23 protein-coding genes, 1 tRNA gene and 1 pseudogene are annotated in these 20,938 nt (G+C 42.1%); 14 read left to right on the top strand and 11 right to left on the bottom strand.

Going from position 1 to position 20,938, the window contains the following annotated elements; all coding sequences use genetic code 11:
• Window positions 1-94 precede the first annotated feature (94 nt).
• Window positions 95-601 carry a GNAT family N-acetyltransferase gene (locus IQ230_RS22165; RefSeq protein WP_193934404.1) on the bottom strand — a complete coding sequence of 169 codons (507 nt, stop codon included), beginning with the start codon at window positions 599-601 and terminating at the stop codon, window positions 95-97.
• Between the two features lie 161 nt (window positions 602-762).
• Here IQ230_RS22165 and IQ230_RS22160 point away from each other — a divergent pair, with 161 nt between their 5' ends.
• From IQ230_RS22160 to hpt, 4 genes are all read left to right on the top strand, one after another.
• The gene (locus IQ230_RS22160; RefSeq protein WP_193934403.1) at window positions 763-1,368 is read left to right on the top strand and encodes a Uma2 family endonuclease; all 606 of its coding nucleotides are present in this window, start codon (window positions 763-765) and stop codon (window positions 1,366-1,368) included.
• 573 nt (window positions 1,369-1,941) lie between these two features.
• Window positions 1,942-3,387, top strand: a complete 1,446-nt coding sequence (locus IQ230_RS22155) for an NCS2 family permease (RefSeq protein WP_193934402.1) — start codon at window positions 1,942-1,944, stop codon at window positions 3,385-3,387.
• 103 nt (window positions 3,388-3,490) lie between these two features.
• Window positions 3,491-4,504, top strand: a complete 1,014-nt coding sequence (locus tag IQ230_RS22150; RefSeq protein ID WP_193934401.1) for an adenosine deaminase — start codon at window positions 3,491-3,493, stop codon at window positions 4,502-4,504.
• A 55-nt stretch (window positions 4,505-4,559) separates the two neighbouring features.
• A complete protein-coding gene (hpt, locus tag IQ230_RS22145) occupies window positions 4,560-5,084 on the top strand; it encodes a hypoxanthine phosphoribosyltransferase (protein ID WP_193934400.1) in 525 nt (174 codons plus the stop codon).
• A 250-nt stretch (window positions 5,085-5,334) separates the two neighbouring features.
• Here hpt and IQ230_RS22140 read toward each other — a convergent pair whose 3' ends face one another.
• Entirely contained in the window at window positions 5,335-6,237 is a 903-nt protein-coding gene (locus IQ230_RS22140; protein WP_193934399.1) for a LysR family transcriptional regulator, read from the bottom strand.
• A gap of 83 nt (window positions 6,238-6,320) precedes the next feature.
• On the opposite strand from IQ230_RS22140, the gene IQ230_RS22135 reads away from it, so the two are divergent.
• The 4 genes from IQ230_RS22135 (at window position 6,321) to IQ230_RS26975 (ending at window position 7,711) form a co-directional block, all read left to right on the top strand.
• Window positions 6,321-7,010, top strand: a complete 690-nt coding sequence (locus IQ230_RS22135; RefSeq protein WP_193934398.1) for a CTP synthase C-terminal region-related (seleno)protein — start codon at window positions 6,321-6,323, stop codon at window positions 7,008-7,010.
• A 118-nt stretch (window positions 7,011-7,128) separates the two neighbouring features.
• Window positions 7,129-7,389, top strand: coding sequence for a hypothetical protein (locus IQ230_RS22130; RefSeq protein ID WP_193934397.1), 261 nt, complete (start codon window positions 7,129-7,131; stop codon window positions 7,387-7,389).
• Between the two features lie 63 nt (window positions 7,390-7,452).
• The gene (locus tag IQ230_RS27995; protein ID WP_407646703.1) at window positions 7,453-7,617 is read left to right on the top strand and encodes a hypothetical protein; all 165 of its coding nucleotides are present in this window, start codon (window positions 7,453-7,455) and stop codon (window positions 7,615-7,617) included.
• Window positions 7,553-7,711 carry a hypothetical protein gene (locus IQ230_RS26975; protein WP_228055234.1) on the top strand — a complete coding sequence of 53 codons (159 nt, stop codon included), beginning with the start codon at window positions 7,553-7,555 and terminating at the stop codon, window positions 7,709-7,711. The genes IQ230_RS27995 and IQ230_RS26975 overlap by 65 nt, the downstream gene beginning before the upstream one ends.
• A gap of 191 nt (window positions 7,712-7,902) precedes the next feature.
• Here the strand turns inward: IQ230_RS26975 and IQ230_RS22120 are convergent, their stop codons facing one another.
• The 3 genes from IQ230_RS22120 to argF form a co-directional block, all read right to left on the bottom strand.
• On the bottom strand, window positions 7,903-9,474 hold the full coding sequence (locus IQ230_RS22120; protein ID WP_193934396.1) for a DNA phosphorothioation system restriction enzyme: 1,572 nt from the start codon (window positions 9,472-9,474) through the stop codon (window positions 7,903-7,905).
• A gap of 292 nt (window positions 9,475-9,766) precedes the next feature.
• Window positions 9,767-10,372 carry a transcriptional repressor LexA gene (gene lexA / locus IQ230_RS22115; protein ID WP_193934413.1) on the bottom strand — a complete coding sequence of 202 codons (606 nt, stop codon included), beginning with the start codon at window positions 10,370-10,372 and terminating at the stop codon, window positions 9,767-9,769.
• 152 nt (window positions 10,373-10,524) lie between these two features.
• A complete protein-coding gene (gene argF / locus IQ230_RS22110) occupies window positions 10,525-11,442 on the bottom strand; it encodes an ornithine carbamoyltransferase (RefSeq protein ID WP_193934395.1) in 918 nt (305 codons plus the stop codon).
• Between the two features lie 293 nt (window positions 11,443-11,735).
• Here argF and IQ230_RS22105 point away from each other — a divergent pair.
• The 5 genes from IQ230_RS22105 to IQ230_RS22085 all read left to right on the top strand — a co-directional run bounded on the left by IQ230_RS22105 (window position 11,736) and on the right by IQ230_RS22085 (window position 15,006).
• A tRNA-Thr gene (locus tag IQ230_RS22105) sits at window positions 11,736-11,807 on the top strand.
• Between the two features lie 53 nt (window positions 11,808-11,860).
• Window positions 11,861-12,301 carry a DUF29 domain-containing protein gene (locus tag IQ230_RS22100; RefSeq protein WP_193934394.1) on the top strand — a complete coding sequence of 147 codons (441 nt, stop codon included), beginning with the start codon at window positions 11,861-11,863 and terminating at the stop codon, window positions 12,299-12,301.
• Window positions 12,302-12,417: 116 nt separating this feature from the next.
• On the top strand, window positions 12,418-13,164 hold the full coding sequence (locus IQ230_RS22095) for a hypothetical protein (RefSeq protein WP_228055229.1): 747 nt from the start codon (window positions 12,418-12,420) through the stop codon (window positions 13,162-13,164).
• A 4-nt stretch (window positions 13,165-13,168) separates the two neighbouring features.
• Window positions 13,169-13,564 (top strand): hypothetical protein, encoded by a 396-nt coding sequence (locus IQ230_RS22090; RefSeq protein ID WP_193934393.1) that lies wholly within the window; start codon window positions 13,169-13,171, stop codon window positions 13,562-13,564.
• A gap of 143 nt (window positions 13,565-13,707) precedes the next feature.
• Window positions 13,708-15,006 carry a GTPase family protein gene (locus IQ230_RS22085; protein WP_193934392.1) on the top strand — a complete coding sequence of 433 codons (1,299 nt, stop codon included), beginning with the start codon at window positions 13,708-13,710 and terminating at the stop codon, window positions 15,004-15,006.
• Window positions 15,007-15,043: 37 nt separating this feature from the next.
• On the opposite strand, the gene IQ230_RS22080 is transcribed toward IQ230_RS22085, so the two are convergent.
• From IQ230_RS22080 to IQ230_RS22060, 5 genes are all read right to left on the bottom strand, one after another.
• The gene (locus IQ230_RS22080) at window positions 15,044-16,234 is read right to left on the bottom strand and encodes a DUF4336 domain-containing protein (RefSeq protein ID WP_193934391.1); all 1,191 of its coding nucleotides are present in this window, start codon (window positions 16,232-16,234) and stop codon (window positions 15,044-15,046) included.
• A 375-nt stretch (window positions 16,235-16,609) separates the two neighbouring features.
• Window positions 16,610-16,828 (bottom strand): type II toxin-antitoxin system HicB family antitoxin, encoded by a 219-nt coding sequence (locus IQ230_RS22075; RefSeq protein ID WP_193934390.1) that lies wholly within the window; start codon window positions 16,826-16,828, stop codon window positions 16,610-16,612.
• Entirely contained in the window at window positions 16,825-17,052 is a 228-nt protein-coding gene (locus IQ230_RS22070; protein ID WP_193934389.1) for a type II toxin-antitoxin system HicA family toxin, read from the bottom strand. Before IQ230_RS22070 ends, IQ230_RS22075 begins: the two co-directional genes overlap by 4 nt.
• A 412-nt stretch (window positions 17,053-17,464) precedes the next feature.
• A complete protein-coding gene (locus tag IQ230_RS22065) occupies window positions 17,465-18,439 on the bottom strand; it encodes an aldo/keto reductase (RefSeq protein ID WP_193934388.1) in 975 nt (324 codons plus the stop codon).
• An 81-nt stretch (window positions 18,440-18,520) separates the two neighbouring features.
• Entirely contained in the window at window positions 18,521-19,135 is a 615-nt protein-coding gene (locus IQ230_RS22060; RefSeq protein WP_193934387.1) for a Uma2 family endonuclease, read from the bottom strand.
• A gap of 122 nt (window positions 19,136-19,257) precedes the next feature.
• Between IQ230_RS22060 and ilvA the strand changes: the two genes are divergently transcribed.
• Window positions 19,258-20,769, top strand: a complete 1,512-nt coding sequence (gene ilvA / locus IQ230_RS22055; protein WP_193934386.1) for a threonine ammonia-lyase, biosynthetic — start codon at window positions 19,258-19,260, stop codon at window positions 20,767-20,769.
• 55 nt (window positions 20,770-20,824) lie between these two features.
• Here the strand turns inward: ilvA and IQ230_RS27775 are convergent.
• Window positions 20,825-20,938 (bottom strand): annotated as a pseudogene (locus tag IQ230_RS27775) (IS982 family transposase); the annotation flags it as partial.

The following is a 20,938-nucleotide window of genomic DNA, read 5'->3' as shown; positions in this document are numbered from 1 at the left end:
AATCAGACCAAAGCTCGAGATACAACTATAGAATAGACCTCTGGTATTAATGCGAGTGCCAATGAATTTGCTGCTAAGCCTGCTGAGGGCAAGACTAGCTTAAGGCGATCGCATAAACCTGCACAGTTTTACCCCGAAAAATTGTGTCTTTTTCATAGCACAATCCTGTTTTAATTGCAACCTTTTGTGATGCAATGTTACCTGGAGCGATTAGGGATATCAGGCGATTGCACCCTATTCCAAAACCATAATCGCGAATTGCACAGGCGGCTTCTGTTGCTAAACCTTGTCCCCAATATTCTTTTGCTAGCATATAGCCAATTTCAACTTCAGGACATTTATCGACAACTTGCGGAATTAATCCGCAGCGTCCAATAAATTTGTTATTAGCTTTGTGAATTGTCGCCCACAAACCCCAACCTCGTTGTTGATAGCCATTGATCATTCTTGCGATCTGGTATTTTGTTTCTTCTCTAGTGATTGGTTTAGGGTAATATTTCATCACTACAGGATCGGCATAGATTTGTGCCAAATCTTCCACGTCGTCTAGCGTGAGTTCGCGCAAAATCAAACGGTGGGTTTTAATGGCGATTTTTCCCATTTAACGAGACGTGAAATTGACAAACGCTTGGCGACTAAAGTCGCGGCTTCACAAACTAAGTCCACCTCCGTGGACTAACTAAAAACAAGACTTATAGAAATCTATCTTTATAGGTTTCAACCGAATCAGCTAGTTTTATTAGCAAGAATGATATTAACACTATGATTCAAGCTTTACCTAGAAATCTCTCGTTTGCAGAATATTTAGCATATGAAGACGGGACAGATACTTCCTATGAATTAATCTATGGGGAACTGGTCGCGATGGCGCAACCTACTGGTCAACACGCCGATATTGCTGATCTCAATGATGCGCTTAGAGAATACATCAAACAGCGATCGCTAGCATTATCCAAACAAGGTGCGATCGCTATTCAAATACCTCCAGTTGAAGGCAAAGATATTGCCCGAATTCCTGATGTCTGCATAGTGACAGCCGAACAGTGGCAAATGAAATCGCGATCTGCGGCGATCGCCCTTACGGAACCGCCACCATTACTGGTTGTTGAAATTGTAAGTACTAATTGGCGCGATGATTATTTGAAGAAACTCGCAGACTACGAAGCGTTGGGTATCCCTGAATACTGGATCGTAGATTATCTAGCTTTAGGGGCTTCGCGTTATATCGGTACTCCTAAACTGCTGACTATTTCTGTTTATCAGTTAAGTGAGGGTGAATACCAGGTTTTGCAATTTCGCGGAACAGAAAGAATAATATCCGCTACATTCCCTGAATTGATGTTAACAGCCGAACAAGTAGTTGTATGAAGATAAAGAAAGCAAGAGTGTAGAGGAGAACTTATTTGTATTTCTCATTTAGTGAAGTGATACGTCATCAGACTTCCTTCATGATGAATTGGTATAACTTGACTACGTAATTTTTGTTATTTTTAATTGACTATTTGCTATGAAACGCTTGCCTGTGGAGTGACAGCATACATTAGCTGTTCTTAAGCATACAGAAAATTTGTATCTTAATCAACAAAAAATAACTCCGTATCACTATAAAGTATGCAGCTAGCTAAATAAATCTAAAAATTTACCTTAGTATCAATTTATTCTGGTGCATACCTTAATACCAACTGTTAAAAGTAAAGTAAATCGATATACGTCAGCAAGTTGGCTAAGTGCTGTACGGAGTTAAAAATGATGACTGATGAATTTTGAATTACAAACTATGCCTGGGGTTAACTCAAAACTTCAGCAATTAGTGCGTCACGGTTGATAAAGCCGTTGGGGCATCCGATAGCAATAACCTTCTGATAACCATCCTCTAGATTTATCTGTAGAGTTAACTCATTTTCAAAATTCAAAATTCAAATCTTTGAAGGAGACTGCTAGATGAATAGCGAAATCGATCAGTTAGAAACGCAGAACCCAAGTTCACCTGGAGGACCACATTATACAGGTTGGCAAGCGGCGATCGCTCGTTACTTTAAATTTGGTGAATACAGAACAAACTTCCGCATCGAGACTTTGGCAGGGTTGACTACCTTCATGACGATGGCGTACATCTTGGTCGTTAATCCCTTAATTTTGTCAGATGCTATTTTCTTAAATCAACCACGCGATCTGTTTGCAGAACAAGTCTTTGCCACTGCAATTGCGGCGGCGATCGCCACCTTAGTTATGGCATTTGTGGCAAAGTATCCTTTTGCGCTAGCACCAGGAATGGGTTTAAATGCCTTTTTTGCTTACTCGGTTGTTTTGACTTTAAATATTGACTGGCGCTTAGCACTATCAGCAGTCTTTGTTGAAGGCTTAATTTTTATTGCACTCACCTTGACAAACGTGCGTCGTCAAATCGTCGATGCGATTCCTCTGTCACTCAAAACGGCAACTTCGGTAGGTATTGGCTTATTCATTGCCTATATTGGACTTTCAGGCAATCCAGAAACAGGAGGCGCAGGAATCATTGTTGGTAGTGAAGTGACAACAACGACGTTAGGCAGTCTACAACAACCAAACACACTTCTTGCGATCGCAGGCATTTTTATCACAACAGCATTTTTAGTCCGCCGCGTGAAAGGGGCATTACTCTGGGGAATTCTCGGAACTGCATTACTCGGCTGGATCTTAGGTAACACGCCTTGGCCTACAGGAATTGTACAGTTTCCTACCGCACCAACAGATTTATTTGGGCAAAGTTTTGCAGGTTTTTCACGGTTAACCGCAGCTAACTTGATCGATTTTATTGCGGTTGTGCTCGTATTTCTATTTGTTGATTTATTTGATACGGTAGGTACGCTTGCAGGCGTGAGTATGAAAGCAGGATATATTAAAGAAGATGGACAACTGCCACGTGTTAACCAAGCGTTATTTGCCGATGCTGTCGGAACAACATTTGGGGCGATCGTCGGCACATCAACTGTGACAACTTATGCTGAATCAGCCGCAGGTGTTTCCGAAGGAGGGCGTACTGGTTTTACTGCGATGATTACTGGTATTTTGTTTATTTTGGCAATCTTTCTTGTTCCTATTTTTGAAGCTATTCCGGCATACGCAACAACGCCTGCTTTAGTCATTACAGGTGTCTTAATGATGGCAGGTGTCTTGGAAATTCGTTGGGGCGATCCTGCTGAAGCAATTCCAGCATTTTTAACAATTTTCTTTATTCCACTTTCCTACTCAATTGCAACAGGCTTATCGGTTGGTTTCATTACTTATCCCATTGCTAAGACACTACAAGGTAAAGCCCACGAAGTCACCGTCGCCACCTGGATTCTCGCAGCAGTCTTTATCGCTAGATTTGTGTTTATGACATTACGCTTTGGAACAGCTGAGTAATTAAGAAATGTTGCTTCAAGCTTGGTAAATGGTAATTGGTAATTGGAAAGAATATTAGTTAGTAATTACCCATTACCTATTTCTTAACTTCTATTCAAAAACAATGGATACCTTTCTTCAAGAGATTCCTAAAGCTGAACTGCATATTCATATTGAAGGTTCCCTCGAACCAGAAATGATGTTTACCTTGGCAAAGCGCAATGGTATTGAACTGCCTTATAAATCAGTTCAAGAAGTTCGCGATGCATACAACTTTCAAAATCTACAATCGTTTCTCGATCTTTACTATGCTGGAATGGGTGTATTGCAGACGCAACAAGATTTTTATGACTTAACTTGGGCATATCTGCAAACAGCTGCAGCAGAGAATGTACAGCACACCGAAATATTTTTTGACCCGCAAGCACATACCTCTCGCGGAATTGAGTTTGAAATAGTTCATGCTGGTATCTACCAAGCATTGCAAGATGCTCAAGAAGAATTTGGTATCTCTTCTTACTTAATTCTATGTTTTTTACGACATTTGAGTGCCGAATCAGCAATGGCAACTCTCGAACAAGCCTTGCCTTACAAGGATACTATTGTTGCTGTGGGCTTAGATTCTTCTGAGATGGGCAACCCACCATCAAAGTTTAAGCGGGTGTTTGATCGAGCAAGAGAAGCTGGATTTTATACCGTAGCACACGCAGGGGAAGAAGGACCACCAGATTATATCTGGGAAGCGATTAAGCTATTAGGCGTGTCTCGCATCGATCATGGCGTGCGCTGCATTGAAGATTCCCAACTTGTAAAATATTTGATTGAACAGCAAATTCCACTCACCGTTTGTCCGCTATCAAATATTAAACTATGTGTTTTCGATTCGATGGAGAAACATAATATTAAACAACTATTGCATATGGGGTTGTGCGTTACAGTAAATTCGGACGATCCGTCTTATTTTGGCGGCTATATTGCTGAGAATTTACAACAAATTCAGGCAGCTTTGGGCTTGAGTCAACAAGATATTTATCAAATGATGAAGAATTCTTTTCAAGCAACCTTTTTGAGTCCTGAAGAAAAACAAGCAAAAATTACAGAGTTAGATGATTTTATGGCAAAAGCATTCGTATCTTGATACTAGTTGCGATTTGAAGTTGTCAGCATCTCCGTCTGTGATGCTAAGAAAAATTATGGCAAACAAAGTTCTGCTCATTTCTCAGCAAGAAATTGCTGATCTTGTTAAACGTCTAGCATATGAGTTGGATCGAGACTATCGCGATCGCACTCCGGTTTTAGTTGGTGTCCTCAAAGGTTCATTTGTCTTTCTTGCCGATCTCATCCGTCAAATGCAAACTCCCATTCGCAATATTGAATTGATGCGGCTATCAAGCTATGGTTCTGCAACAGTGAGTTCAGGGGAGGTTAAAATGTTGATGGGGCTAACGCTAGGTGTCGCTACTCATCAAGATGTCATTTTGATAGAAGACATTGTAGATACGGGACTTTCTACTTCAACAGCACTGCAAGCAATACAAATTCAAAACCCAGCATCGCTTAAGCTGTGTGCATTACTAAGTAAACCTTCTCGTCGTCAAGTTTCAGTTGAGATTGATTATTTGGGCGTAACAATTGGCGATCGCTTTGTTGTCGGCTATGGTATTGATATGGATGAACAATATCGACAACTTCCAGCTATCTATGCATTAGAGGATTGAATAATATTAAGTTTTTCTAAATGTAACAAAGGACTTTATTTTTGATTTTGTTTCCTGATACTATATAAATAGTAAAGGATTTTCTTCATAATGGAAATTTTACTTACTTTAAAATTTTTGCTAATATTTCCATCATCTTAAGTATACCCTATTTTGTCAAAATACTCCATAGAAACTAGCACTACAATTTACATCTTTTATCTCGAAAAACAAATATCAAAAGTCACTACCTGCATTAATTGGTATCAAGTTAGGTCGCAACGTCGCTGCATAAAGATTGCATCCAAACCTTTGCCTCGTTTAAAAATTCTACAACCGCAGGTGTAGCTGTTGCTAGTGATGGAACAGCAAAAGCAAGATGCCTAAAATGTTTGGGTTTAAGAGACATTACATGAAGACCGGAAGAATCAGTTGGGAGAGCCATCTCAGGTACAATAGTCACGCCCATTCCCTCTTGAACCATCGCAAAAATTGTCCGCAAATCGATAACTTCAAACTGAGTTTTAGGAGTTATTTTTGCTTGGCGAAACATAGCTGTAATCAGAGGCTGACAGCCTGCTTTCGACATAATAAATGGTTCATGTGAAAGTTGACGGATATGAATCTGACGTTGTTCTGCAAGTTGATGGTTGCGTGCAACTACTGCTAAAAACTCATCTTGAGCAATAGATACTGTCTCTAACCCGTCAGCAGGTAAGACAACAACACCGACGTCCACTGCACGAGTATGAATCCACTCTCTTACTTCATCATCAGTTCCTTCAAACAAAACTACTTCAATACCAGGGTAACGTTGCCGGAATTGGCGTAAAAGTCCTGGCAGAAAACGAGCAGAGACACTGGGAAAACTACCTAAGCGAACTTTTCCAGTTGCCAACCCCACTGCGGCTGATGTTTCCTGGCGAATGCGTTCTGCATTGGTTAGCATATCCTGAGCATAGAGCAAGACTCGTTGCCCGATTTCAGTTATAAAAATACCATTGCGATCGCGCTCTAATAGAGAAACCTGAAGTTCTTTTTCTAAAGCTGCAACCGCATGACTTACGGCTGATTGAGTCATTCCTAAGTGTTCACTTGCGATGGTAAAACTCCTAGCTTCTGCAACTGTTACAAATGCTTGAATCTGTGCCAGAGTGATATGAATTCGTTTCATGTAATTTATGTAATAAATCAATTTGACTCATCATTTTATAGCAACTAAGCTGGACTAAACTACAGAATTAGGAGCTGTTAGCAGTGACTTGTATTGCAATACTTGGAGAATATACAGCCACGTTTGAACCACATATTGCAACCGACTTGGCGATCACTCATTCCCGTTCATTGCTAGCATCTGAAATTGAGGGGCGCTGGGTTTCAACTGAGAACATTAACAGTTCACTATTTGACAACTACGCTGGAATTTGGGTTGCTCCAGGTAGTCCGTATAAAAATATGGATAAGATGCTTTGGGCAATCTGTTATGCTCGCGAGAACAAAATCCCCTGTTTAGGAACTTGTGGGGGATTCCAGCACATGGTGATTGAGTATGCACGCAGTGTTCTTGGCTTTAAGGATGCTCAAAGCCAGGAGAACGATCCCTATGCCTCGCATCTTTTTATTTCTCAACTCTATTGTTCGCTAGCAGGAAGAGAAATGAAGCTAGCTTTTATAGAAGGATCTCAAATTGCGACAATTTATAATTCTTTAACAGCCGTTGAACAATACTATTGCAATTTTGGAGTCAATCCAGATTATGTACCTTACTTGAAGAGTCAATCATTAAGGGTAACAGGTTCAGATAGCGAAGGTGAAGTACGAGTTATTGAGCTTCCCGATCATCCCTTTTTTATTGGAATGCTGTTTGTCCCTCAAGCCCGTTCAACTTTTCAAACTCCTCATCCAGTTGTGACAGCGTTTCTAAAAGCAGTCCTTAAGGCAAGCTAACTTTTGCCTCTTTTCCAAAATCTTAGTTCCATTCTTTGCAACGCAGTATTAGGGAAGTCAAAAGTAAGTTCTTGTCCAAATTAGAATTTTGTTAAGCTTGAGTTTTAGGGAGGTAAAAATGTTAGTAAGTGTTGAAGGCATTTACCACAATGGTCGTGTAGAACTCAGAGAAGCTCCCAATAATATACCTGAAGGAACTAGGGTAATTGTTACCTTTGTCGGCTCAAACGAGATTGATTTAGAATCTCAGGGCATCGATAGAGAGCATGCTAAAGTGCTAAAAGCAAATCTTGCTACCTTCTCGGATGATTGGGATAGTCCCGAAATGAGTGTTTATGACAACTACGATAACGCCAAAGCTCACCTTGAAGCGAGGTGATGTTGTTCTGGTACTCTTCCCTAACTCTAACTTGAGTTCTGCTAAACACGACCTGCCTTGATCGTGCAAGCGGATGACTTACAAACGGAAATACCCCAGATTATTGTTGCTATGATTACTAGCCAAATGTTTCGAGCAAGGCATCCTAGTCGTGTAACTATATTTGCTGAATTCTTCAGAAGGAAAACACTCAGGTTTGCTGACAGATTCAGTTGTGATGACAGATAACTTAGCAACAATCGTGCTTTCAGCAGTTTATCGTGTTATTGGCTCACTACCAACACAAAACATTGATGTGGCATTGAATACATTGGGGCTATAGTAATCGGCAGACTAACAATGTCTTGGTGCGGACAGTGGAGAGGTTATCAGTAAGAGTTCAAAGTTGCCTGCTGCTTACCATTATGCCGCTTCTAGTTGTCTATCAGTATTTAAGATTGATTAGCATCAGATTATCGGTACAGTGAGTAAAGATTGGTAGAGGGCGATCGCCTTAAATAAGCTTAGGTACTTTTAAAAATCCAATAAATCGTATCTTTTTTGTAAGCTGAATAATTGCATTCTTGCTTCACCAGAATTATCAGCCAAATCTGCAAATTCGACAAACCGTCGCAACTCTTTACGTAGCAAATTGCGCTCAACTTCTAAAGCTTCTCGATCTAACTCTGGTGGTAAAACAATCATGTCAAATATTGTGGCGCGTTCTTTACCTGGGTGCGGGCGCAAAACTCTGCCGCGACGCTGGATAAATTGCCGAGGATTTCCTGAACTTGCTAAAATCACTGCTGTTCTAATGGCAGGAATATCAACACCTTCATCTAAACAACGAATTGCAACTAAACCCTGTAATTCACCTGTTTCAAATTGGTAACGTAAGTTTTCGCGCTTTTGTAAAGGTGTTTGGGCAGTGTAAGTACTGACTCGAAAACCAAGTTCGACTCCTAAAGTTTTAGCAACAGCATTGAGTTGATCGAGTGAAGAACGCTGTGCAATATTCTGTACGCTGTCACTGCAATAAAAAAGAGTATGAGTCGTTTCGCGGCGATTCACCATCAAGTCACGTAAAGCATTTAATTTATTTTCAGCGGCACCGATTAATCTAGCGCGTTGCATGAGTAACGGGGTTAAATCTTCGTTCTCTAAGTTCTCTAGGGAGATATTATCGCGTTGTTGAAATAACAATGCCCTGCCTATTCTTTTCGTTAATTTGGCATAAGCTATACTTTCTGCTTCGGTTAATTCCACCAAAATAGGATAGTAGAGATAATGTACTAAAGCGCCTTGTGCGATCGCATCTCTCAAAGTAAACTCAGGTTGCAGAACGTTTCCAAAATAATCAAATAAAGATTGCGTTCCTTCCTCATCAAAATATCTTTCGGGTGTTGCTGAAAGTGCTAACCTTAAACCTACACGGCGCGGTAAGCATTCTTCTAATCGGGGTGCGCCTAAATTATGCGCTTCGTCTCCCACAATCAACGTTTTCTCAGGAAAATACTTGAGTTGCGATTGAAATCCATCACTAATTAAAGTCGAATTCGTGGTAATTATAGTCACAAACCTTTGATTGCCAGAACGCACGTTATACAATTGAGTGGATAGTGCAGAGTGCCACTTGCGTAAATTCTCGAAAGCTAAAATCGGTCGTAGGTTAAATTTCTCACATTCCTTTGCCCATTGAGTTACTAAATGTTGATACGGGCAAACGACTAACAAGACTTGTAGCCCGATTTTTTGATACAGTTGAGCAGCAATGCAGAGTGCTGTAATCGTCTTACCACTGCCAGTCGCCATTTTGAGCGTACCTCTACCATTATTAGCAAACCAACTTGCTACAGCTTGACGTTGGTACTGACGTAGTTGAATTGAGAGTGGTATTTGCGGACAACCTGGTGGTATCTTATTTACTGAAGATAAATCAACTTGATAATCGCCTTTGTTTTCTGCAGCAGTAACTAAGCGAAGTTTAGTGCGATGGTCGCTTCTCTTCGAGACGCTACGCGAACGCGAACCGCCGAAGGCATCGCGTTGAGAGTGGGAATATCGCTTCGACTGTGTTTGTTTAACCGGATATTGTTGTAGGTACATCTAACTTAAAAACCCCGAACTTGCGGCAACTCTAACTTCTCAATTAATCAACATCATTCATCGTTGTTGCTTCATGCAGCAACTCACAATAGCAATTTAATCTACAATCTGCTATTTTTCTCGGAGATTACTTAGATGATAGTATTATAAAATACTTTTATGCACTGAAAGCACAAAGCTATTAGCGACTCGAATTGCTAATAGCCTGTAAAATCATCCGCCGCATTTTTTATTTAAACTTCGACGTTGTTGTGGATTTAGCTAACAGCTAAAAGCTCATTGCTAATCGCTATTAGTTATAGTCACGCCAAACACCAACAAGCATACCTTGTACTTGTACTTGCGTTGCCACAACTTCAATTGGATTGTATTTAGGATTTGCTGGTTTAAGAGTTACGCGATCGCCGCGACGATAAAATCGTTTCAACGTTGTACCGTATCCATCTACTCGCGCAGCAACAATGGTACCATTGCGCAGTTTTTCTGGTTCGGAAACTGGGCGCATAATTGCCAAGTCACCTTCTGTAATCAAATCTTCAATCATACTGTCGCCGACAACGCGCAAAGCATATGTATGGGGCGGTAAAAATAAGTTAGAAAAATCCAACTGTTCCACAGTATCAGTGAATGGTTCAAGTAAACCACCCGCAGCGATCGCACCCAAAACGGGTACACTTTGTTGTACGCGGTTGAGTATCCGAATTGTTCTTGCTTTACCTTCTGTCCATTCGATGTATCCTTTGATGCGGAGATGTTCTAAACGACTTTGAATCGGTGCAGGTGACTTCAAATTCATCGCCTGCATCATCTGACGAATCGATGGCGAGTGCTGGTGTTGGCGAATATATTCACTTAGCCAGTCATACAATTGTTGTTGAGCTTCGGTGAGGGGTTCCATCATGGTTCGGGAGCTAAAATATAAATATCTATAAGAACATTCGTACTACATTATTGCCCCGAATAGCAAAAGAAACTACTGATAAAGTAATTTTTCTTTGAAAATTATGCTCTTGGCAATTGGTGATGGTAAGTTTACTATTCACTCACCTCTCATTCAACTCCTAACAAACTTGCTAGTAGCGCCTTTTGTGCATGAAGTCGGTTTTCTGCTTGATCCCATACTCGTGATTGAGAACCTTCCATCACACCATCTGTAATTTCTTCACCGCGATGCGCTGGTAGGCAGTGTAAAACAATCGCTTCAGCGTCAGCAAGACCTAATAGCTGTTCGTTAATTTGATACGGCTGAAATACAGGAATTCTTGAAGTTGCTTGTGATTCTTGCCCCATACTTGCCCATACATCTGTATAAAGTACGCTAGCGCCTTTTGCCGCAGCTTCAGGATCTTGAGTAACAGTCACTTCAGTTTTATTTTGGGCGATCGCTTTTGCTTGCGCGACAACTTCAGCATCCGGTACAAATTCCGCAGGTGTTGCAACGCGGACATTCATTCCCACCAATGCACAACCCAACATCAGCGAGTGTGCGACATTATTGCCATCGCCGACGTAAGTCAACGTTAATCCTGCTAAATTACCAAAACACTCTTGAACGGTTAACAAATCAGCTAATATTTGACAAGGATGCTCCAAGTCACTTAACGCGTTAATTACCGGAATTTTAGCGTAGTGTGCAAAAGTTTCCAGTTGTTGCTGTTCAAACGTACGAATTGCCAAAATATCTAAATAGCGATCTAAAACCCGCGCTGTATCCTCTACAGGTTCGCCGCGACTCACTTGAGTCACATCAGGATTCAAATCAATGACTTGTCCGCCCAGTTGATACATCGCGACGGAGAAACTCACCCGCGTGCGCGTGGAAGCTTTGTAAAACAGTAGTCCCAGGACTTTATTACAGTGCAGTTGCTTTCCCGCTTTTAATTCTGCTGCGAGTTGCAATAACTGTTTCACTTCATCTGCGTCTAAGTCAGCCAAGCTTAATAAATCGCGTCCTGTGAATGCTGCCATGCCAATCCTGGATGTTACCTGCGTTTACCTGATAAAGATAAACCGTACCAGATTTTTTTCACTTAGCCCAGTACATAGGTAGTCGTTTTGTAACAATCAGTAAGTGGGTGAAAATAAACGTAGTTAAAAGGTTGGTAACTGGTAACTGGTAATTGGTAAGAATATTGAGTAACTTCCCATTCCCCATTACCGAGTACCGCCCCAGCAGGTGTGATGTCTAACTAAGCCTATCTACTTCGCTTTGACAAAAGTCTTGATTCAATCACAACTTTTTTGCTATACTCAACTATTGTGCTGGTGTAGCTCAGTGGTAGAGCAGCTGATTTGTAATCAGCCGGTCGCAAGTTCAAATCTTGTCACCAGCTTTTAAAGAATTCAATTAAAGTCTACTACCTTGAGTATGACAAGGAGCGTAGTTATGACTGACAGTATGTATTCAAAAGATTTTGTCGCTTGGGCAGAACAACAAGCACTAATCCTAGAAACCGAAGAATTTCAAAAACTTGACTTAGCTAATCTTGTTGAAGAAGTAAGAGATATGTCGCGACGTGAGATCAAAGCTGCACAAAGTCACCTCGTCCGACTCCTCAAACATTTACTCAAGCTCAACGTACAGCCTGATTATCCTGATAAGAGTTGGATTATTTCAATGAAAGATGCCAGAGTAGAACTTGACGAAAGTATAGCAGAAAGTACTGTATTAAAGAATAAACTACTTAGCCCCGAATCTCTAGCGAGATGCTATGCCAAAGCAGTATTGCAAGCTAGTAACGAGACAGATTTACCTTTGTCAGATTTTCCTAATGAACTTCCTTATTCGATTGAACAAATCTTGGCAGCAGACTTTTTCGGCAAGTAATTTATTTGAATCTTAAGCGAGATAGTGAAAATTAGCTGAACTAGATGAAGATTTCTTGAAGCAGACTCAAAACAAGACTCTTGTACACAGCGTTTCAGTCTTTGAGATTAGAAGTAATGGCTGCGCTGAAAGGCGATTCTATCATGGACGACAACAAAGCATTATTCGATTATTGGCACAACAGGGTTCAGTTAAAAAACCACGCAAAAATCGCAGCGATTGCCCAACATATACCCACGCAAGTACTGCGTCATGAATATACTAACTATGACCTGCTTTGGCAAAGCGCTGAGGTTCAAAAACTAACAGAACCAGAACGCAGTCGAGTTATTGCAATTATTAAATATGAATGTACCACAAAAGTTCTTCAGTATCGGGCTGGTTGTCTGCGCGATCGCGCCAACGAGTTTGAAGACGCTTACCAAGAAATACATCAACAGAAATCTCAACTATTTCGTCTGATCAAGGTACTACAAGAAAAACTTTTCGGAAAAGATCAACAATTGCAAAGCTTAGAAACACGCATAACTTCGTTGTTAGCAGAGAATGAAGCGCTACGATCTGAGATTGAAAGCAACAAGGCAGCAGAAGAACTACACAAAGAATTAGAGCAACTCAAGAAGCAGTATGATGCAGTTGAAAAGCGCAGACGCGAACTTGCTAAAAATAACCAAAGTTTAGGCGGAAGAGTTGCGCACGCGCAACGATATAAAAAGGAACGCGACGAAGCAAGGGCTTTAGTTGAAGAACAGAAACACCAAATTCTCAGCTTAACAGCAGAAAATCAGCAACTACGCGCAACGAATGAGCAATTCCTGCGCAAACTCAAAAAGCTATCAGCAGTAGAATCTACGTTGGGATAGTGACATGAAACTGCAAAAACTCAAAGCCACAGTTTATGAGATTGTCAAAGTCAAGACGATTAGACAACTTAAAATAAAGTACGAGGATCTTAAACCACTGGATATGCGCTGTAGATCTTCTTGGGAACAGGCGCTAGCGATCGCACAGCAACATCAAAAAGAATTTACCAGTTGGTTAGAGAATCCACCTGATGAATACAAAGAACTTTTTGCGGAAATTGATCGAATTTCGGGAGACTATGACAATCAGTTAGCAAAATTCAAACAAAAGCAACAAGCCGTCCTGTCAATCGCTGACGATCTCGAAGCCTTGGCTGATGAAATTCAAGGTGAAGGCGATCGCTTAAAGCACGAAGTTGAACTAGCTAAACAAATTGCACAGCAAGCTGATTTGAACTAACCACAATGATTAAATATTATGAACGAGTCCACGCAGGTGAACTTTGTTTGTTTAGCTGCGAATTTATTCGCCAAGCGTCCAATAAATTAAAATTAAGGTAACAGCCGCACAAGAATTATTCTATATTTGCTGTTGTAACGCGCATGAGTGAACAACGCGATCCCAAATTGCCACCCACAGATTCTCAACACGATGAATCGGTGATAAATGATTGGAAAAACAAAATTACCAGTTTTTGGGGCAGCACAACATCGCGTTTTTGGCAAGCCCTACCTGTCGATCCTGCACAAACTGTGACGAAATGGTTCAGTATTAGTGATGCCCAAGTGGCAGAGATTTTAGAGACAGTTCGCGCTGAATTACCAACAACTGAAGCGCTGTTGATTGGTAAGCCTCAAGCGGGGAAAAGTTCGATTGTGCGAGGACTTACAGGCGTTTCGGCAGAAATTATTGGTCAAGGATTCCGCCCGCATACGCAACATACAGAACGCTATGCTTATCCTGCAAGCGATCTACCGTTACTCATTTTTACCGATACTGTTGGACTTGGAGATGTTAATCAAAATACTCAAGTCATTGTTGAGGAATTAATTGGATTACAGCAAGAAAGCAACCGCGCGCGAGTTTTAATTCTCACGGTCAAAATTAATGATTTTGCTACTGATACACTGCGACAAATTGCCACACAACTGCGGCAGAAATATCCTGCGATTCCTTGTTTACTTGCTGTAACGTGCTTGCACGAAGTTTATCCTCCTGAAATTGAAGATCATCCGACATATCCACCCAACTACACCGATGTGAATCGCGCCTTTGCCGCAATGCAAGAAACATTTAGCGGATTGTGCGATCGCTCCGTCACGATCGACTTTACTCTTGAAGAAGATGGCTATACTCCAGTGTTTTATGGCTTAGAAGCCTTACGAGATACTCTTGCCGACTTACTTCCTGAAGCCGAAGCCCGTGCAATTCATCAGTTATTAGATCAGGAAGTTGGCGACAAGATCGGCAACCTTTACCGCGATGTTGGACGACGTTACATCTTACCATTTTCAATAATGGCAGCAACCCTTGCCGCAGTTCCGCTACCTTTTGCCACAATGCCCGTGTTGACCGCTTTACAAGTATCAATGGTGGGGTTACTTGGAAAATTGTATGGACAGACATTAACGCCATCACAAGCCGGAGGTGTTGTCAGTGCGATCGCGGGTGGTTTTTTAGCCCAAGCCATTGGGCGTGAGATTGTGAAATTTATCCCTGGTTTTGGCAGTGCGATCGCGGCTTCCTGGGCTGCTGCTTATACTTGGTCATTAGGAGAAGCCGCGTGTGTTTACTTCGGTGACTTGATGGGAGGAAAAAAACCCGATCCGCAGAAAATTCAAGCAGTTATGCAAGAAGCATTTCAATCGGCAAAAGCTCGATTTAAGGGTATTAAGTCTTGATTCTAATAATGGTAGTTAGAGGCTTCTGTAAGTCTTGCTAACTTTTGTCTTGTGGTAGTGGTATAATACCAAACTTAGTTAGACCTGCATCAATGTCTTTGAGGAGTTGAACATCTGCTTTAGGCAATGGAGATGCATCCTGTTGTTCTAAAAAAGAAAAGGCTTGTCTAAACTGATGCGGTTGCGCTTTAATCGGTGCATCAAAGTGACAAGGAATAATCCACTCAAAGTTCCAACTTGCTATCTTATTAGCCCAATCGATAGTTTCTTTGGGCGCGCGGTTGAGAATGAGTGTTTGCAGAATTGGTGCAACAAACAAACGACCATTTCCGCGTAGCGCATCGAATGACCGTTGCCAATCCTTTGTCCATTTGAAAGGAAATAACCCAAAATAGCTTTTGCGCGAACGATCTGGTGCGATGATCGCATTGCGAAATACCTCACTCCAGCTAACAACATCGAGTACGCTAGGGCGGAAGTACAAAGCAAACAGTGCAGTGCGTTGCCATCCCTTACGCCGATTGATTTGGGTATCTGCGATCGCTTCCGCTGCACTATCTTTGGCATGGAAGAGTAAAGGATAGGGATCGAGTTGCACAATCGCTGGTGGATCTTCTGATACAGAAACTACCGAATCAGTCACAAGTAATGTCTGCGATCGCTTGTGGAAGAATGCGACTTCAGCGAATCGCCCTGGTCCTAGCTCAATCGCACCGAGAATAGCATAATCACACTCATCGGCAAAAGGTGCTTGGCTACTATCTTGGGGAAGTACGTGCGTGCGTTTTGATGGAAAACCCAGCCAACTTAGCGGTAAATTCAGCGGAAAACTCCACTGATTGGGCGCCACAAATACTTCAGCATGGGGAAAGCGACGGGCAAACGGACCAACAAAAACTTTGTGTTCAATTCCGGAAATTGTTGGTAGAATAATATACTTGACGTCGCCGTGTTCAGCAACTAGTTCGTTGACTAGCCCGATACACTCTGGAGTAGGGGCAACAGGTGCATAGATGAGCAAGCCTTGCTCAAGCTTCACAACAGTCATGCGAATTGGCACGACAACATAGAAAATTCCCTGAATTTGGTCAAAAGTCCAAACAGTATCTTTAACTACCTCTTGGCGAATTGTCCGCCGCTTGCTAAACGGATACAGTGGCACAACGAACCAGAACCACCAGGCAAAGTCGTTGCGATGAGATTTTTCTAGTGTGTCCTGCGCGTTCATCGTTGTTTTAGCTATTTCCAGATTCTCCCGTAAATCAACATGGGTGGATGTTGTGCGATCGCGCTTTTCTTAGCACCAAAGGCGATCGCCGCTTCAGGAGATCTCCTAGAATACTATGTTAACTGCAATACTAAAAGCTTGAATTCATATTATAGAAGTGAGCAAACTCTCAAGATCGAAGCTTCAGATTGAAACTATCAAATACGAAGAGGTGGCATTGGACATGTCTATACAAGCTGACCAGTCGCGAGGCATTCTAGTTCTTCAGGAGTTGATTGGTACCTAGAACATCACTCAGAAGTCACCTAATCGAGTATTTAGCTAAAAGTTTATCTGTGTAACGTTCCGGTTATGCCGCCGCGATCGCTACGATTATTAGGCAACTTGCAGCGTCCTTGGTTCAGGGATAGATTCACCTTCTGCTTGCCAAGCTTCTAAATACATTTCAATAACTTCTTCACCGTTGTGAATTGCTTCTTCGCGAGTTTTTCCGTGAGTGCAAGGCATTACAACGAGATCGGCAAACTCTGGAATTGTGACTAGGAAAAGCTGATCTTCATCAGACCATTGAATAATCATGCTGTACCGACTCATAAATTCTCGTCCTCCGCGCTTAAATCCTCTAGTTCAGCTAGTAACTTTTCTAGTTGTTTTTCTAGATAGAGTGGCACATCATCTCCATTTTTGCCTGAGATTGTCAGTGTTTTTCTCAGCAGTGGATGCCGCCAACGCTCATGACTGCCTTTGCCACGTTTGGGTAAGTAAACGAATCCTGCACGCGCAATCTGAGCTTTCAACTCTCGAATCTTTCGAGGCATAGATATTGTCTTGGTACTTCAGTTTATTCTGTCAATTTCCCTTCCTCTCTAACCAATGTCTTGATTTTGCCGTTTTAAGGAAATATACGCCATATATACCGTTTTTCAGCAATTATTATCCTCTTAGATCCCTTGGAGAATCTCAATCGATGGGCGTAGCTTAATCCAAAGGTTTTGCTGTTCAAACAAGATAATCTCAAGAACTTCACTAGCACTAATGTATCTCATGCGACTAATCTATTTTACGAGTACCCTACTAACATCCTCAAAGCACTATAACTTCACGCTAACCTATCTTTGAACAACAACGGATAAGCTCTCGGTCGTTTCCCCTGTATAGATAAAATTCTGCTGACTGTTATTGATACTCAGGTGTTACAGATAAAACAGGTGGTTCAACAAGCATTAGAATTTACTTAGTCTGAAAGATATTTTGTACCATCCTTTTATCAACACTCGCTGCTGCTCGATCTAATTCTGCAATTTCGTTAGCATTGAGTTGCCAACCTAAAGCACCGATATTCTCTTTTGCCTGTTCTACAGTTTTTGCTCCAGGAATGGGGAGAGTTTCTTTACAGATACACCAGTTAAGTGCTACCTGCGACATTGTTTTGTTTTTTGATTGAGCTATCTCGCGCAGACATGATAATAGTGGTTGAGTTCCTAGCAATAACTGTCGGAATAATAGCCCGCGAATACCTTTTGGAAAAGGACCCTTCTCGGAGTATTTTCCTGTTAGCACACCTAATGCAAGTGGGCTGTAGGCAATCAGTTTTATTCCCAATTCATCACAAACATCTTTTACTCTCAACTGTGTCACAGGATAGGTAGAGAGCAATGAGTATTGAACTTGTAGAGTAGCAATTGGTACTCCTCGCTCAGTAAACCTTTTATGCACCCATTGCAGTCGTTTTGGTCCATAATTAGATAATCCTACACCTTTCACTAATCCCTGCACGTAGAGATCCGCAAGACCATCTAGAAGTGCTTTTTCTTGCCAAGGCGCATAATTTGCAGTAGACCAGTGCATCTGTACCAAATCCACGTTTCGTCCCAAGCGTTGGGCAGAAGATTTGCCAGCTTTCACCATCGATTGAGGTGTTAATCTCCAAGGATACGCCGCTAGCTTAGTCGCAATGCAGATATCTTCTTTACCCGAACCGTCATACTCTCTAGTAAAGCGTCCCAACAGCGATTCGCTGCGCCCGTTCAAGCGCCCAGTTCCATAAGAATCACCCGTATCAAACAATGTGACACCGTTACTCACACAAAGGTTAAAAACAGCTTGCAATTGACTATCCATGCTTTCGTCGTAGCCCCAAAGCAAGCGATTACCCCACGCCCAAGTGCCACAGCCCATTGTCGGGAAGACGAGTTGTTGGTGCATAGTTATGACAGTTAGCTTTTATTTATCGTACAAGCGATTGCGCGTAGCGCTGCGCTGGAAGCGATCGCCTACGACCTTACCCTACATTTGTGCGGCTTGAAAAATCATGTCAGTGGTTAAATCAAGTCCTGGAAAAATGGTAGAATTTAGACGCTGATTTGTAACAAAGCGCTGGATTTGATATTCGCCTTCAATTAACTGACACACCGTAATTGTGGGTTGCTTGGGCTTACCAATATAGCGAACTGCTCCCAAAGCCCGAAAATCAACAATCCAGTATTCAGGAATGCCCATTGCCTCATATTCCACCAGCTTGTGCGCATAATCATCCTGCCAATTGGTACTGACAACTTCAATTACCAAGGGAACCGTCTTGCCGTATTGAATCGTTGATGCTTTCTCCCATAGTGGTTCATCTATAAGAACTGTGCGGTTAAGTACCACTACATCTGGTTGATATCCAGAATCAGGTAGATGAGGTTTCAGTAAGCAAGTTCGAGGAATTGTGTAGGGGAGTTTTTCGTTGCGAATCGCCAATGTTAATTCTTCTGCCAGAAAACCTGCAATTAGTTCATGTGAACCAGTGGGTTGCATTTCGATAACAATTCCATTGTGTAACTCGTACCGTCTGCCGTTGTCTGGATACCACTCGACAAATTCTGCAAAGCTCATGCGTTGCGGTAAAGTTTGAATCATGATGCTCTCGTCTTTTTACTCGATTTGCTGTAGTCACCACACAATCGCGCTTTCCTTTTACTCATCCTATCCCGCAGTAAAGTAAAATTATCTCTTATCTGGCACTTGAATAGACTCATCTCATGCTGTGCGACTACCTAGTACAAATTCTGACTGCCCGCGTGTACGATGTCGCGCAAGAAACACCACTTGATTATGCTCCAAATCTATCCGCACGGCTGAATAACAAGATTTTCCTCAAGCGCGAAGATATGCAGTCGGTGTTTTCCTTCAAACTGCGGGGTGCTTACAACAAAATGGTAAATTTACCACCAGAGATGCTATCACAGGGTGTCATTGCTGCTTCTGCAGGAAATCATGCGCAAGGTGTTGCTTTAGCCGCACGTCAATTGGGAACACAGGCATTTATTGTTATGCCAGTAACAACACCTCAAGTCAAAGTCGATGCGGTGCGATCGCGTGGTGGAGAAGTCGTATTGCATGGCGATACCTACGATGATGCCTATACATATGCCCGACAATTAGAAGTACAAAAAGGCTTGACGTTCATCCATCCGTTTGACGATCCGGAGGTGATTGCGGGACAGGGAACGATTGGGATGGAAATTCTACGGCAATATCAGCAGCCGATTCATGCGATTTTTGTTGCGATTGGTGGTGGAGGATTGATTTCGGGAATTGCAGCATATGTGAAGAGGTTACGCCCTGAAATTAAGATTATTGGTGTTGAACCTGTTGATGCAGATGCGATGTATCAGTCGCTCAAAGCCGGAAAACGAGTGCGATTGTCGCAAGTTGGTTTATTTGCCGATGGCGTTGCGGTGCGCGAAGTTGGTGAAGAAACGTTTCACTTGTGTCAGCAGTATGTTGATGAAATTCTGCTAGTTGATACGGATGCTACCTGTGCCGCAATTAAAGACGTGTTTGAGGATACACGCTCAATTTTAGAACCTGCAGGAGCATTGGCGATCGCTGCTGCAAAAGCTTATGTAGAACGCGAACAAATTCAAGAACAAACCTTAATTGCAGTTGCCTGCGGTGCGAATATGAATTTTGACCGTTTGCGCTTTGTTGCCGAACGTGCAGAACTAGGCGAACGCCGCGAAGCCATCTATGCAGTTGCCATTCCAGAACAACAGGGTAGTCTGCGGAAGTTTTGTGAGTGTATTGGCAAGCGCAACTTAACCGAGTTTAACTATCGCATTGCAGATGAAAAAGAAGCGCACATTTTTGTAGGAGTGCAAATTGAAAACCGTGCAGATCAGGCTAAGTTAGTCGAAACTTTTGAAGGTTGTGGCTTTAAAACAATTGACTTAACTGATGACGAACTGACAAAGTTGCACCTACGACATATGGTTGGCGGACATTCTCCGCTGGCACACAATGAGTTACTCTACCGTTTTGAGTTTCCCGAACGCCCTGGCGCGTTAATGAAGTTTGTTGGTTCAATGAGTCCTGATTGGAATATCAGTTTATTTCACTACCGCAACAACGGTGCAGATTACGGGCGAATCGTTGTCGGGATGCAAGTACCACCCCACGAGATGAAACAGTGGCAAGCATTTCTCGATACTTTAGGCTATCGTTATTGGGATGAAAGCCAGAATCCAGCTTATAAGTTGTTTTTAGGATAACGTAAGCCTTTTGAGTGTACCCTACACCCAAGAATCTAGGTAACCTGAGTTCGGGTTAAGCAGATGGAGGTAAAGCCCATTCTAAGTGAAGGGAGGGCTTTTTGGGCTGATGACAATAAGCAATCAAACCACAGAGGACATTAACACCAAAATTGACGGGACTACGATG

The sequence above is a fragment of the Gloeocapsopsis crepidinum LEGE 06123 genome, from assembly GCF_015207655.1.
GTDB classification, from domain to species: Bacteria; Cyanobacteriota; Cyanobacteriia; order Cyanobacteriales; family Chroococcidiopsidaceae; genus Gloeocapsopsis; species Gloeocapsopsis crepidinum.
This window is presented reverse-complemented; position numbering and strand designations above follow the sequence as displayed.

Coding starts and splice junctions, on each gene's coding strand:
- IQ230_RS22155 (WP_193934402.1), top strand. CDS start 1,942: ATGAATAGCGAAATCGATCAGTTAGAAACGCAGAACCCAAGTTCACCT.
- IQ230_RS22080 (WP_193934391.1), bottom strand. CDS start 16,234: ATGAACGCGCAGGACACACTAGAAAAATCTCATCGCAACGACTTTGCC.
- IQ230_RS22150 (WP_193934401.1), top strand. CDS start 3,491: ATGGATACCTTTCTTCAAGAGATTCCTAAAGCTGAACTGCATATTCAT.
- IQ230_RS22100 (WP_193934394.1), top strand. CDS start 11,861: ATGACTGACAGTATGTATTCAAAAGATTTTGTCGCTTGGGCAGAACAA.
- IQ230_RS22130 (WP_193934397.1), top strand. CDS start 7,129: ATGTTAGTAAGTGTTGAAGGCATTTACCACAATGGTCGTGTAGAACTC.
- IQ230_RS22120 (WP_193934396.1), bottom strand. CDS start 9,474: ATGTACCTACAACAATATCCGGTTAAACAAACACAGTCGAAGCGATAT.
- IQ230_RS22165 (WP_193934404.1), bottom strand. CDS start 601: ATGGGAAAAATCGCCATTAAAACCCACCGTTTGATTTTGCGCGAACTC.
- IQ230_RS22075 (WP_193934390.1), bottom strand. CDS start 16,828: ATGAGTCGGTACAGCATGATTATTCAATGGTCTGATGAAGATCAGCTT.
- IQ230_RS22070 (WP_193934389.1), bottom strand. CDS start 17,052: ATGCCTCGAAAGATTCGAGAGTTGAAAGCTCAGATTGCGCGTGCAGGA.
- IQ230_RS22085 (WP_193934392.1), top strand. CDS start 13,708: ATGAGTGAACAACGCGATCCCAAATTGCCACCCACAGATTCTCAACAC.
- argF (WP_193934395.1), bottom strand. CDS start 11,442: ATGGCAGCATTCACAGGACGCGATTTATTAAGCTTGGCTGACTTAGAC.
- IQ230_RS22090 (WP_193934393.1), top strand. CDS start 13,169: ATGAAACTGCAAAAACTCAAAGCCACAGTTTATGAGATTGTCAAAGTC.
- lexA (WP_193934413.1), bottom strand. CDS start 10,372: ATGGAACCCCTCACCGAAGCTCAACAACAATTGTATGACTGGCTAAGT.
- IQ230_RS22160 (WP_193934403.1), top strand. CDS start 763: ATGATTCAAGCTTTACCTAGAAATCTCTCGTTTGCAGAATATTTAGCA.
- IQ230_RS22095 (WP_228055229.1), top strand. CDS start 12,418: ATGGCTGCGCTGAAAGGCGATTCTATCATGGACGACAACAAAGCATTA.
- IQ230_RS22065 (WP_193934388.1), bottom strand. CDS start 18,439: ATGCACCAACAACTCGTCTTCCCGACAATGGGCTGTGGCACTTGGGCG.
- IQ230_RS22140 (WP_193934399.1), bottom strand. CDS start 6,237: ATGAAACGAATTCATATCACTCTGGCACAGATTCAAGCATTTGTAACA.
- IQ230_RS22060 (WP_193934387.1), bottom strand. CDS start 19,135: ATGATTCAAACTTTACCGCAACGCATGAGCTTTGCAGAATTTGTCGAG.
- hpt (WP_193934400.1), top strand. CDS start 4,560: ATGGCAAACAAAGTTCTGCTCATTTCTCAGCAAGAAATTGCTGATCTT.
- ilvA (WP_193934386.1), top strand. CDS start 19,258: ATGCTGTGCGACTACCTAGTACAAATTCTGACTGCCCGCGTGTACGAT.